General features: G+C 63.4%; 9 protein-coding genes. 7 read left to right on the top strand and 2 right to left on the bottom strand.

Translation table 11 applies throughout. From position 1 onward, the window contains the following. The first annotated feature begins 225 nt into the window (after positions 1-225). Complete coding sequence (locus M1D78_RS14425) at positions 226-1,434, top strand: ammonium transporter (protein WP_437420679.1); 1,209 nt, start codon at positions 226-228, stop codon at positions 1,432-1,434. 20 nt (positions 1,435-1,454) lie between these two features. Here the strand turns inward: M1D78_RS14425 and M1D78_RS14420 are convergent, their stop codons facing one another. Beyond that, a complete protein-coding gene (locus M1D78_RS14420; protein ID WP_437420678.1) occupies positions 1,455-2,102 on the bottom strand; it encodes a TetR/AcrR family transcriptional regulator in 648 nt (215 codons plus the stop codon). A 95-nt stretch (positions 2,103-2,197) separates the two neighbouring features. On the opposite strand from M1D78_RS14420, the gene M1D78_RS14415 reads away from it, so the two are divergent. Next, a complete protein-coding gene (locus tag M1D78_RS14415; RefSeq protein ID WP_437420677.1) occupies positions 2,198-3,295 on the top strand; it encodes an efflux RND transporter periplasmic adaptor subunit in 1,098 nt (365 codons plus the stop codon). 4 nt (positions 3,296-3,299) lie between these two features. Then, the gene (locus M1D78_RS14410; protein ID WP_437420676.1) at positions 3,300-6,368 is read left to right on the top strand and encodes an efflux RND transporter permease subunit; all 3,069 of its coding nucleotides are present in this window, start codon (positions 3,300-3,302) and stop codon (positions 6,366-6,368) included. 24 nt (positions 6,369-6,392) lie between these two features. Here the strand turns inward: M1D78_RS14410 and M1D78_RS14405 are convergent, their stop codons facing one another. Then, complete coding sequence (locus tag M1D78_RS14405; protein ID WP_437420675.1) at positions 6,393-6,953, bottom strand: TetR/AcrR family transcriptional regulator; 561 nt, start codon at positions 6,951-6,953, stop codon at positions 6,393-6,395. A gap of 131 nt (positions 6,954-7,084) precedes the next feature. Here M1D78_RS14405 and M1D78_RS14400 point away from each other — a divergent pair, with 131 nt between their 5' ends. From M1D78_RS14400 to M1D78_RS14385, 4 genes are all read left to right on the top strand, one after another. Beyond that, positions 7,085-7,684 carry a glutathione S-transferase family protein gene (locus M1D78_RS14400; protein WP_437420674.1) on the top strand — a complete coding sequence of 200 codons (600 nt, stop codon included), beginning with the start codon at positions 7,085-7,087 and terminating at the stop codon, positions 7,682-7,684. A 10-nt stretch (positions 7,685-7,694) separates the two neighbouring features. Further along, entirely contained in the window at positions 7,695-8,624 is a 930-nt protein-coding gene (locus M1D78_RS14395) for a pyridoxamine 5'-phosphate oxidase family protein (RefSeq protein WP_437420673.1), read from the top strand. Between the two features lie 3 nt (positions 8,625-8,627). Continuing rightward, on the top strand, positions 8,628-9,374 hold the full coding sequence (locus M1D78_RS14390) for an MBL fold metallo-hydrolase (RefSeq protein ID WP_437420672.1): 747 nt from the start codon (positions 8,628-8,630) through the stop codon (positions 9,372-9,374). A gap of 142 nt (positions 9,375-9,516) precedes the next feature. Then, a complete protein-coding gene (locus M1D78_RS14385; protein ID WP_437420671.1) occupies positions 9,517-12,648 on the top strand; it encodes a transglycosylase domain-containing protein in 3,132 nt (1,043 codons plus the stop codon). Position 12,649: the final 1 nt, after the last annotated feature.

Raw genomic sequence — 12,649 nt, 5'->3', positions numbered from 1 at the left:
GCGACCGGTTCGTTACTAGCCCTTAAATAGCGCATGGAATGAGCCGGTCGCGTCGTGGGGTGGTCCGGTGTGCGCTTTACCAGGGCGGGATCTGGTTTACGTCAAGCGCGGGATTGCTCCTCGACAAGAGAGATGGCAAGCGGCTATGCCTGCGTGATGCATTCTGGTGCGTTCAAAGGGTTCCGCTTGCTGTTTTGGTGCGAATTTCCTTGTAGGACCCAGTCGATGGACAACCCAAGCAGTGCAGTCGAAGTACTGGTACACGGCGCCAATACGCTGTTTATCTTGATGGGCGCGGTGATGGTACTGGCGATGCACGCCGGCTTCGCCTTTCTGGAGGTTGGAACGGTGCGCCTGAAGAATCAGGTCAACGCGCTTTCCAAGATCATCGCCGACTTCGCGGTCTCGACCCTGGCGTATTTCTTCATCGGTTATTGGGTCGCCTACGGCGTGACATTCATCCAACCCGCCGACCAAATGATCGCGGATAACGGTTACTCGCTGGTCAAGTTCTTCTTTCTGTTGACCTTCGCGGCGGCCATACCGGCGATCATTTCTGGCGGCATTGCCGAGCGGGCGAAGTTTGGGCCTCAGCTGTGCGCGACGCTGCTCATCGTCGCGTTCATCTACCCCTTCTTCGAAGGCCTGGTATGGAATGGGAATTTCGGAATGCAGGCATGGTTGGAGTCAGCCTTCGGTGCGCCTTTCCATGACTTCGCCGGTTCGGTAGTGGTGCATGGGATGGGCGGCTGGCTGGCCTTCGGCGCGGTCTTGCTGTTGGGGCGGCGCAACGGCCGCTACCGCGATGGTCGCCTGGTGGCTTTCGCGCCCTCGAACATTCCGTTCCTTGCGCTGGGTTCGTGGATTCTCATCGTCGGTTGGTTCGGCTTCAACGTAATGAGCGCGCAAACGCTCGAAGCGGTCAGCGGGCTGGTTGCACTGAACTCACTGATGGCGATGGTCGGCGGTACCGCGGCCGCCTGGTTGGTCGGCCGCAACGATCCCGGCTTCCTGCACAACGGGCCGCTCGCTGGCTTGGTTGCCGTCTGCGCCGGCTCCGATCTGATGCACCCGATTGGTGCGTTGGCGACGGGGTTGGTCGCCGGCGCCCTGTTTGTCTGGACATTCACCGCGGCGCAGGCCAAGTGGAAGATCGACGACGTCCTTGGCGTCTGGCCGCTGCACGGCCTGTGTGGGGTCTGGGGCGGTATCGCCTGCGGCATTTTCGGTCAACACGCGCTGGGTGGGCTCGGTGGCGTCAGCCTTCTCAGTCAGCTCGCCGGCTCGGCACTGGGTGTGCTCGTTGCCCTGGCTGGCGGTTTCGCCGTATACGGTTTGCTCAGGTCGACAATCGGCATTCGCCTGAGTCAGGAAGAAGAGTTCAACGGAGCGGACCTGTCGATCCACCGGATCGGCGCGCTGAGCCACGACTGAACCCAGGCGGTGGCGTCTCGTTAGGCGGGTTCGCCACGCCTGCCGTAGGCGCGCAGGAACATCGCGACTACCTCACGCACGTGCTGCTCGGCCTCGGCTGCAGAGGGCTCCCCGCTGTAGCCGATCATCAAGCGGAAATGCGCGCCGCCTTTGACCAATGCGCAGAAATGCTCGGCCGCGTTCAGCGGCTCGGGTGTGACTAACAGCCCACGGCGGTCGGCCACGGCGAACATGCCTTCCAGATCCGAGAGCAACCGCAGGGGGCCGGCGTCGAAGAACATACGCGACAGCGTCGGGTTCTGCGTCGCCATCGCCACCATCACCCGATGCAAGCCGATGGATTCCGGGCTGTTGACCAGCGCATGGAAGGCGCGGCCGATCTCCAGAAGCACCTCTTCAATGGTGCGTTGCGGTTCAAGCATGAACAGGCTGCGCGGCAGTCGTGTCTCGCAGATGCTTTTCACCGCGTCGCAGAACAAGGCTTCCTTGTCGCCGAAATGGCTGTATAGCGTCAGTTTGGAGACGCCGGCCTCGGCGGCGATGGCTTCCATGCTGCTGCCTTCGTAGCCCTTGGCGAGGAACAATACCTGCGCAGCAGCCAAGATGGCTTCGCGCTTGGCGGGGTCTTTCGGGCGGCCTGGGCCGGCGGCGACGGGGCGTTCTGACATGCGCGTTTTAATACTGGACTGGTCGGTACGGGATTTTTACTATACCGGCCGGTACAACTATTACAAACCCGCCTTTCGACAGAGAGAGTCACAACGTGATCCGTCCGCCGCTTCCCTTGCTCGGTGTGCTAGCCCTCGTCTTCCTTGCCGGTTGCAGCGAAGAGGCGGCCGAGCAACTCCCGCCGCGACCGGTGATGGTCGTCCAGCCGCAGCCGGCAAGCGAGTCGGTGGAAAACTACCCGGGTGAGGTTCACGCACGCTACGAGCCTGAGTTGGCGTTCCGCATCCCGGGCAAGGTTGTCGAGCGGCTGGTGGAGGCGGGTGACCGAGTCCGCAAGGACCAGCCCCTCGCCAGCCTGGACCCTCAGGACGTTCGTCTGCAGTTGGAAGGCATCCGCGCTCAGGTTGCGGCAGCCGAGGCCAACCTGCGAGCGGCGCGCGCCGAGCACGAGCGCTACAAGACCCTGCTCGGGCGGCAATTGGTTAGCCGCTCTCAGTTCGATGCATCGGAAAATGCCTTCCGTTCGGCACAGGCGCGTCTTCAGCAGGCCAAGGCAGAGTTCGAAGTTGCCGACAACCAGGTTGGCTACGCGGTCTTGCGTGCTACGCGTGATGGCGTCATCGCCCAGCGCCATATCGAGGTCGGCCAAGTGGTCGCTGCCGGTCAGACGGCCTTTGTGCTTGCCGCCGACGGCGAGCGCGAGGTGGCAATCAGTCTTCCGGAGCAGGCCTTCGAGCGGCATTCAGTTGGCCAGCAGGTGGCGGTAGAGCTCTGGTCGCAGCCTGGCCAGCAATACCCGGGACGTATTCGCGAGCTTTCGCCTGCTGCAGACCAACAATCGCGCACCTACTCGGCGCGTGTCGCGTTCAGTGACGAGGATGTGCCTGCCGAGCTAGGTCAGAGCGCCCGGGTGTCGATCCAGATCGACGCAGAGGCGCCGCTAGCCGTGCCGCTGTCGGCCGTCACGGCAGAACAGGGTGCCGCCTTCGTCTGGCGTGTAAGGGACGATGCCACGCTGGAGCGCGTAAGGGTTCGGACGGGCCCGTTCGGCGAAACCCTCGTGCCGGTGCTCGAAGGCTTGCAACCTGACGACTGGATCGTGCTCGCCGGTGTGCAGATGTTGCACGAGGGGCAGCAGGTGCGACCCGTGGACCGGGACAATCGCGCCGTCGTGTTGGCTGCCCAGGAGTAATCGCATGCGCTTCAACCTTTCCGCCTGGGCGCTCGGTAACCGGCAGATCGTCGTTTATCTCATGCTCTTGCTCGCTGCCGTCGGCGCGCTGTCTTACAGCAAGCTCGGGCAGAGCGAAGACCCACCGTTCACCTTCAAGGCCATGGTTATCCAGACCCAGTGGCCGGGTGCGACTGCCGAGGAGGTCTCGCGGCAGGTTACCGAACGGATCGAGAAGAAGCTGATGGAGACGGGCAAATACGAGCGCGTCGTGTCCTTCTCGCGCCCGGGCGAGTCCAACATCACCTTCATGGCCCGCGACTCGATGCACTCCGACGAGATTCCGGAGTTGTGGTATCAGATTCGCAAAAAGATCGGTGACATCCGCCACACACTGCCGGCCGGGGTTCAGGGCCCGTTCTTCAACGACGAGTTCGGCACCACCTTCGGCAACATCTACGCGCTGACCGGCAAGGGTTTCGACTACGCCGTGCTCAAGGACTACGCCGACCGTATCCAGCTACAGCTTCAGCGTGTGCGCAACGTCGGCAAGGTCGAGTTGATCGGTCTGCAAGATGAAAAGATCTGGATCGAGCTCTCCAACGTCAAGCTGGCGAATCTTGGCGTGCCTCTGGACGCGGTGCGGCAGGCTTTGCAAGCGCAGAACACGGTCATGTCGGCGGGCTTTGTCGAAACACCGAGCGACCGGGTACAACTTCGTGTCACCGGTAGCTTCGAGACGGTCAAGCAAATCCGTGACTTCCCGATTCGCGTCGGCAACGACACCTTTCGCATTGGCGATGTAGCCGACGTGCATCGTGGCTTCAGCGACCCGCCGGCGCCGCGTATGCGCTTCATGGGCGAGCCGGCGATCGGGCTGGCGGTGTCGATGAAGGAGGGCGGTGACATCCTCATGCTGGGCGAAGCGCTCGAGCGCGAATTTGCACGTCTACAGCAAGATCTGCCGGCGGGAATGGCCTTGAGCAAGGTGTCGGATCAGCCCGCGGCCGTTAAGACTGGCGTTGGCGAGTTCGTGAAGGTGCTGGTTGAGGCCCTGGTGATCGTGTTGCTGGTGAGCTTCTTTTCGCTTGGCGTGCGCACCGGGTTAGTGGTCGCGCTATCGATTCCGCTAGTACTGGCGATGACCTTTGCCGCCATGCACTACTTCGACATTGGCCTGCACAAGATCTCGCTTGGCGCGCTGGTGCTCGCGCTCGGCCTGCTGGTCGATGACGCGATCATTGCGGTGGAAATGATGGCGATCAAGATGGAGCAGGGCTTCGACCGCCTCAAGGCGGCTAGCTATGCCTGGTCCAGCACGGCATTCCCGATGCTGACCGGCACGCTGATCACCGCGGCCGGCTTCCTGCCGATCGCCACAGCGCAGTCCAGCACGGGTGAATACACACGCTCGATCTTTCAGGTAGTGACCATCGCATTGATCGCTTCCTGGATTGCGGCGGTCATGTTCGTCCCGCTACTCGGGGAAAAATTGCTACCGGACCTGGCACGTCGGCACGCCGAAAAGCATGGCGCAGGCGCGCATGATCCCTATGCGACGCCGTTCTACCAGCGGGTGCGGAAGGTCATTCAGTACTGCGTCAGCCATCGCGCCCTGGTGATCCTGCTGACACTGGCGCTGTTCGTCGGCTCGATTGCGCTGTTTCGCATCGTTCCGCAACAGTTCTTCCCGGCTTCGAGCCGCCTGGAGCTGATGGTCGACCTCAAGCTCGCCGAGGGTGCGTCGTTGAAGGCGACCGAGGCCGAGGTGCGGCGTCTGGAAGCGATGCTTGCTGAGCGTCCGGGAATCGATAACTACGTGGCTTATGTCGGCAACGGCTCGCCGCGCTTCTACTTGCCGCTGGATCAACAACTGCCGGCAACCAGCTTTGCCCAGTTCGTCGTGCTGGCCGAGGACATCGAGCAACGCGAGGCCCTGCGCAGCTGGTTGATCGAACGTCTGCGCGAAGATTTCCCAACCTTGCGCGGGCGTGTCAGTCGGCTGGAAAACGGGCCGCCGGTCGGCTACCCGGTGCAGTTCCGCGTCATGGGCGAGCACATCGACGTCGCCCGCGCGCTGGCTCGCCAGGTGGCTGCCAAGGTGCGTGAGAACCCGCATGTCGCCAATGTCCACCTGGATTGGCAGGAACCAAGCAAAGTCGTCTGGCTGCACATCGACCAGGAGCGGGCCCGCGCGCTTGGGGTGACGACGGCCGAGCTGTCTCAATTCCTCAACCGCACCTTCAACGGCGCTTCGGCCAGCCAGTACCGTGAGGACAACGAGCTGATCGAGATCGTTCTGCGCGGGACGGAACAAGAGCGCGCATCCCTGTCGATGCTGCCGAGCCTGGCAATCCCCACCGCCAATGGGCGTAGCGTGCCGCTGTCGCAAGTTGCGACTCTGGAATACGGCTTCGAAGAGGGCGTGATCTGGCACCGCGAGCGCCTCCCGACAGTGACCGTCCGGGCGGACATCTACGGCGATCAGCAACCGGCTACGATCGTTCAGCAGATTGAACCGAGCCTCGCCGACATCCGCGCCTCGCTGCCGAGCGGTTACTTGTTGCAGGTCGGCGGCACGGTGGAGGATTCCAGCCGTGGTCAGGCCTCGGTTAACGCCGGGATGCCGTTGTTCATCATCGTCGTGCTGAGCTTGCTGATGCTACAGCTCAAGAGCTTTTCGCGTTCAGCCATGGTGTTCCTGACCGCACCGCTGGGGTTGATTGGCGTGGCGCTGTTCCTATTGCTACTGAACAAGCCGTTCGGCTTCGTCGCCATGCTGGGCACCATCGCGCTGTCAGGAATGATCATGCGCAACTCGGTGATCCTCGTGGACCAGATCGAGCAGGACATCGCCGCGGGGCAAGACCGCCTCACCGCGATAGTCGACGCCACCGTGCGACGCTTCCGGCCTATCGTGCTCACGGCGTTGGCCTCGGTGCTGGCAATGATTCCGCTGTCGCGCAGCGTCTTCTTCGGCCCGATGGCGGTAGCGATCATGGGCGGCCTGATCGTGGCGACGGCCTTGACGCTTCTATTCTTGCCGGCGCTCTATGCCGCCTGGTTCAAAGTGAAGCCCAGCACTTCGGCCTGAGCCAATCTAGACGGCCGGCCCCGCTCAGAGGCCGGCCGTTTGGAGCAGCTGCTCGGCGGCGGCCTTAGCCAGCTTGGCCTGATCGGCCGGGCCTTCGATATGGGCCATGCTCAGCGCACCCTCGATTAGGAACTGCAGCTGACGGGCCAGCCGTTCAGGCTGCTCGGCTTTCATATCCTCCAACAGCGCCAGCAGGTGCCCTTTGAACCGGGCCTTGTGTAAGGCGGCGCGCTGATGGATCGGGTGGTCACGGTCCTGATATTCGGCCGCAGCATTGATGAACAGGCAGCCGCAAAACGCCGTGGGGCTGTGAATCATCGCGTCCAGACCGTCGAACACACCCAACAGCGCCTCGCGTGGTGGCCGCTTGTCGCGCGCCGCCGCGAGCCGCTCCAGCATTGGCTGGTGGCGCGCATCGAGCACCGCGAGGATCAGCTCGTCTTTCGACTTGAAGTGTTTGTAGAGGGTCATCTTCGCCACGCCCGACTCGCTCAGGATCCGGTCGATGCCGGTGGCGTGGTAGCCCTCTGTATAGAACAGCCGCTCGGCAGTGCCGAGCAGCAGGTCGCGTTTGTTCGTAGCCATTTAGATCTCCTCGGGCCGTCATTATGCGGGAGGCAGCGGCCCTGTTGGGGAGGGGCAGCAAATTGCGCTTGTACTATACAGACAGGTCTGTCTATTATCGAGTCCGCCCCTAACGTACAAGGAACGACCCGATGAAACTCCATGACTTCACCCTCTCCGGTAATTGCTACAAGGCTCGCCTGTTTCTCGGGCTGATCGGCCAGCCAGCAGAAATCGTATCCGTCGACTTGCGTAACGGCGAGCACAAGCGTCTGGCGTTTCTGGCACTCAATCCACGCGGCCAAGTGCCGGTACTCGAAGACGGCGAGACCCGGGTGAGTGACTCCCAAGCCATTCTTGTGTACTTGGCGCTGCGTCATGCCGATGCCGGTTGGTATCCGCAGGATGTGCTGACACAGGCGCGGATTGCGAGCTGGCTGAGCTTCGCCGCCAACGAGATGCACCACGGTCCGGCCACGGCGCGCTTCGGGCGGGTATTCAGGATGCCTGTCGATCAGGCCTTGGCAGAGAGCCGTGCGCGAGCGGCGCTGGCGCTATTGGAACAACACCTTTCAACGCATACGTGGCTTGCAGAAACCACCGCCCCGACCATCGCCGACATTGCGGTGTACCCCTATGCCGCGCTAGCCGGCGAAGGCGGGCTGGACCTTGCGCCATATCCGGCGCTGCGAGCTTGGTTTGCCCGCATCCGTGAGCTGCCGGGCTATGTCGGCATGCCCGGCCTGGAATAGGGGAACGTCCATGGGCACGCCTTTTCATGACGGTGAGCGCTGGATGCAGGCCCGAGTGGGCGTGCGCGAAAAAATGGAGCAGATCGGCGAACGGATGATCCTGCCGTTCATGCCGGACCCGCACCGGCAGTTCTTCACGCAACTGCCGACACTGTTGCTCGGAGCGGTAGACGAACAGGGCCAGCCGCATGCCTCGATCCTCTGGGGCGCACCCGGATTTGCCTGGTCACCACACCCGCAAGTGCTCAGCATTGCCGCGCAGCCCGAACCGGACGATCCAATCGCCAACTGTCTGCGGCCCTTGGCGGCGATTGGTGTGTTGGGGCTTGAGTGGCATAGCCGGCGGCGCAACCGCATGAACGGGCGCATCGTGGAGTGCGATGAAGCTGGCCTTAGCGTTGCCGTGGCGCAGGCATTCGGCAATTGCCCCAAGTACATCCAGGCGCGGCGGTGGCAGCCGGTTATCAGAGAGCCGAGCGTAAGCCTTTCCGGCATCGGCATCGATTCGGCTTGGCGCGAGCGGGTGGCGCAGGCCGATACCCTTTTTATAGCCAGCAGCAGCCCCAACCCCGAGGGCGGCGGCGTAGACATCTCGCACCGTGGCGGGCCGCCGGGCCTGCTGCGGTTCGGTGAAGACGGTCGCCTGTGGCTGCCTGACTACAGCGGCAACAGGCTGTTTAACACCCTCGGTAACCTGATTTCCGAGCCGCGCTGCGGCTTGCTGTTCATCGACTTCGAGCGGGGCGATCTGCTCCAGTTGGAAGCGCGCGCCGAACTGGTCTGGCCCGAGCAGTACGCGGAGTTCGGTATCGTCCCGCCAGTTGGCGCCGAGCGGATGCTAGCGTTCACGCCGGGGCGCTGGACGTGGCGACAGGGTCGTCTTCCACTGGCGTTCGCGACGCCCGAGCCCTCGCCGTTTCTACCGCTCGGGGAGGGTTAAGCCATGCGTCGCCAATGGATAGTCGCTGTGTGCCTGTTGGTCGCGGGTGCCGTGCAGGCTGCTGAAATTCGTTTCAGCCTGGTGCGTACCGGCCAGGGGGTTGCGAGCACCGAATACCGCTGGCGAGACGGCGCCTGGGTCGTGCAGGCGCCGGTCGATTACCTCGCCGTACTGATCGAGCATCAGGGTCAACGGCTGCTTTTCGGCACGGGGTTAGGCCGGCAGGTCGACGCACAGCTCGACAGTGTGCTGCCGTGGCGTAATAAGCCCTACGGGGAGGTTTGGCCTGTGCGCGACCAGCTAGATGCGGACGGCGTTCGGGTCGATCAGGTGCTAATGGCCTGCGCACGCTGGGGCTATGCCTCGGGCCTGGCCGACTTCGCCGAGGTACCCGTGCTCGCCAGTGCAGAAGGCATCGACTATGTTCGCGAGGCAACGCCGCCTGCGGTCATTCCGGCGCAGTTCGCGCATGGGGTGCAATGGCGCCCGCTGACCTTCGAGCGGCGTCCCTATCTGGGCTTCGAGGAGAGCCTCGACCTGCTTGGCGACGAACGGCTAGTGCTGGTCAAGCGTCCCGGGCACGGTGCGCTAGGCTTGTTCCTGCGGCTTGACGATGGGCGCCGGTTCTTTTTCGATGGCGACCCAGCCGAGCCTCATGCGGGTCGCACCCCGCTGCCGGCGGGCATCCTGCCGGTTCGGGCTCACGAGGTGCAGGCGCAACTAGGCTTTTATCCACGCTGGATCGAGTAACCAGTGGCGGATTTGAAGGGGTGGAAAAGCCGGCTGGAACTGTCCGACCGGTGCCGCTCCGTTCGTCTACTGAAACTCGCCTGATAAGCGCCGCCAGCTAAGCTTAAGCCTATGATTCCTCAAGGAAGCCAGGCCAAAGAAGATGGGCGCAGTATGGCAATCCGACACATCCCGGGCGGGTAGGGGTAAACGCCAGCCGAGCCCGGGTAGTCCCCCTAAAAAACGCAGCAGCGGCAGCCGCCTCGCTCGGCGGATGAGTCTGTTGCTCGGCGTATCGCTGTTGGCCGGTGGCGGATATGCCGCCTGGCATGAGATGCACACCTCCAAGTTGCAGGCGCTGTGGCTGAGCCGCTACGCCGACAAGCTCGACTATCGCCTCGAAGCGGGGGCCAGTGACCGTATCCTCTTTCCCGAAGCGGGTCCTTTCGACCGCCGCCTGGGCTATTCCGCTTTGCCGGAGTTTCTCCAGCGGCTGACCGCTCGCGGTTTCGATATTCAGGAACAGGTGCGTTTTTCGCCCGCGCTGGCCAGCTATGCAGACCGCGGTTTCTTCGTGCCTTACCCGGAGAAGTCGCAGGCGGGCCTTACCATCGACGATTGCCGCGGCGAGCCGCTGTACGAAAACAGCTACCCGCACCAGTACTACGAAACGTTCGACGACGTTCCGCCGCTGGTGGCGATGAGCCTGATGTTCATCGAGGATCGGGGCCTGCTCAATCCTGGCCGTCCCAAGGCCAACCCGGCGGTGGACTGGCCACGCTTCACCCTGGCCGCCGTCAGCCAGGTCGAGAAGAAACTCGGCCTGCCGGTCCAGGCAGCGGGTGGCAGTACCTTGGCCACACAGGTGGAGAAGTACCGGCATTCGCCGGAAGGGCGTACCGGCAACGCTGAGGAAAAGCTCCGGCAAATGGTATCGGCGAGCGTGCGGACCTACCGCGAAGGCCAGATGACCATGGTCACTCGCCAGCGCATCGTGCGTGACTACCTCAACAGCGTGCCACTTTCCGCCGCCTACGGGCATGGCGAGGTGCATGGCATTGCCGATGGCCTGCGCCTGTGGTTCGGCGCGGATTTCGCCGAGGTCAACCGTGTGCTCGATTCGCGCCGCAATGCCGGCACCAGCTACGAGGCACAGGGCCTGGCGCTGCGTCAGGTGCTTTCCCTGCTGATTGCCCAGCGGCGCCCGTCCTATTACCTCGGTGCCGGGCGCGAGGACATGGCTGCGCTCACCGACAGTCATATCCGCCTATTGGCGAACGGTGGAGTGATCAGCACTCGGCTGCGCAATGCCGCGCTGCTGCAGAAGGTCAGCTATCGTGACTTGCGCCGTGAGCCCGGCATTCGCGAAGTACCCTCGAGCAAGGGCATCACCGCTGCGCGCATGCGGCTGAGCAGCCTGCTGGGCGTGTCGCTGTATGAGCTGGACCGGCTTGATCTGGCCGCCACCACGCCGCTGCACGGTGAGTTGCAGCGCCGCGTAAGCGACTATTTGCATCAACTGGCCGACCCTGAGTTCGCCGGTGAGGTCGGGCTATTTGGCGAACGCATGCTGTCACCGGAACGCACGGGCGATGTGCGCTACAGCTTCACGCTGTTCGAGCGCGGCGAGCAGGGCTTCCGTGTGCGGGTGCAGACGGACAATACCAACCAGCCCTTCGACATCAACGAGGGCAGCAAGCTGGAACTTGGCTCGACTGCCAAGTTGCGGGTCTTGACCACTTACCTGGAAGTCATCGCCGAGCTGCATGAGCGCTACGCCAGTCGTGAGGTCGCCGCGCTGCGCAAGGCCGAGGCGGTCGACCCGCTGACGCGTTGGGCGCTGGGCTACCTGATTCAGAATGAGGACCGCAGCCTGCCGGCCATGCTCGATGCCGCGTTGGAACGCCGCTACTCCGCGAGCCCTGCCGAGCGCTTCTTCACAGGCGCGGGCATGCACCGTTTCGGCAACTTCCGACACGAGGACGATGGCCGCCTGCCCAGCATGCGCGAGGCGCTGCAGGAATCGATCAACCTTCCGTTCGTGCGGCTGATGCGCGATCTGGTCAGCTACAGCACCTACCAGACGGCCAATGGCGTCGAATTGCTGAAAAACGATGACAACCCTGAGCGCCTTGAATATCTGCGGCGCTTCGCCGACCGCGAAGGCTCGGTGTTTCTGCAGCGATTCTGGAAGAAATACCGCGGCAAGACGACCAACGAACGTATCGAGGTACTGCTCGACGGCATGCGTGCCACGCCGTCCCGCCTGGCCGCGGTGCATCGCTATCTGATGCCCGAGGCTGATCGCGCCAGCTTCGACCGCTTCCTGCATGAGCGGCTGCCGGACGTGGATCTGGGCGAGAAACTGCTCGACTCCCTCTATACGCGCTACGCGCCTGGCGCCTACAGCCTGCCGGACCAAGGCTATATCGCACGCGTCCACCCGCTGGACCTGTGGTTGCTCGGCTATCTGACCAAACACCCGGAAGCGGGTATCACCGAAGTCATCGCCGCCAGTAGTGCGGAGCGTCAGGAAGTTTACGGCTGGCTGTTCCGCAGTCGGCACAAGAGCGCGCGCGACAGCCGCATCCGCATCATGCTCGAGGTCGAAGCATTCACCGATATCCACCGTCGCTGGCAACGGTTGGGTTATCCGTTCGACCACCTGGTGCCGTCACTGGCAACTGCGCTGGGTAGCTCCGGCGATCGTCCAGCCGCCCTGGCGGAACTGATGGGCATCATCGTCAATGATGGCGTGCGGCTGCCCAGCGTGCGCATCGACAGCCTGCACTTCGCCAGCGCTACGCCTTATGAGACCCGGTTGGGCATCGCTCCGGATCGCGGTGAGCGGGTTCTTCCCAGCGAGGTTGCCGCGGCGCTGCGCGATGCATTGGGTAGCGTGGTCGAGGGCGGCACCGCACGGCGCTTGCGCGGCAGCTTTCTGCAGGCCGACGGCGAGCCGTTACGCGTGGGTGGCAAGACTGGCACCGGCGACAACCGCATCCAAACCGTCGGCGCCGGCGGGCGGCTCATCAGCTCGCTGGCGCTCAACCGCACCGCGACCTTCGTGTTCTACCTGGGCCCTAATCACTTCGGCACCCTGACCGCCTATGTACCGGGGCGTGGCGCGGACAGCTTCCGTTTTACCTCGGCGCTGCCGGTGCAGGTGCTCAAGGGCATGGCACCCATCCTTCAGCCCTACCTCCAGCCCGGTGCGCATACTCAGTGCCAGCCGGCGGCACCTGCGGAGCCGATAAAGCCGACCTTGACAGCGAGCAGCCGCCCGGGCGTCTGAC

Source organism: Pseudomonas sp. SA195 (assembly GCF_054131565.1).
Note: the sequence above shows the minus strand (reverse complement) of the source record. Positions and strands in the feature narration are given on the sequence as shown.

Coding starts and splice junctions, on each gene's coding strand:
- M1D78_RS14425 (WP_437420679.1), top strand. CDS start 226: ATGGACAACCCAAGCAGTGCAGTCGAAGTACTGGTACACGGCGCCAAT.
- M1D78_RS14420 (WP_437420678.1), bottom strand. CDS start 2,102: ATGTCAGAACGCCCCGTCGCCGCCGGCCCAGGCCGCCCGAAAGACCCC.
- M1D78_RS14410 (WP_437420676.1), top strand. CDS start 3,300: ATGCGCTTCAACCTTTCCGCCTGGGCGCTCGGTAACCGGCAGATCGTC.
- M1D78_RS14405 (WP_437420675.1), bottom strand. CDS start 6,953: ATGGCTACGAACAAACGCGACCTGCTGCTCGGCACTGCCGAGCGGCTG.
- M1D78_RS14400 (WP_437420674.1), top strand. CDS start 7,085: ATGAAACTCCATGACTTCACCCTCTCCGGTAATTGCTACAAGGCTCGC.
- M1D78_RS14395 (WP_437420673.1), top strand. CDS start 7,695: ATGGGCACGCCTTTTCATGACGGTGAGCGCTGGATGCAGGCCCGAGTG.
- M1D78_RS14390 (WP_437420672.1), top strand. CDS start 8,628: ATGCGTCGCCAATGGATAGTCGCTGTGTGCCTGTTGGTCGCGGGTGCC.
- M1D78_RS14385 (WP_437420671.1), top strand. CDS start 9,517: ATGGGCGCAGTATGGCAATCCGACACATCCCGGGCGGGTAGGGGTAAA.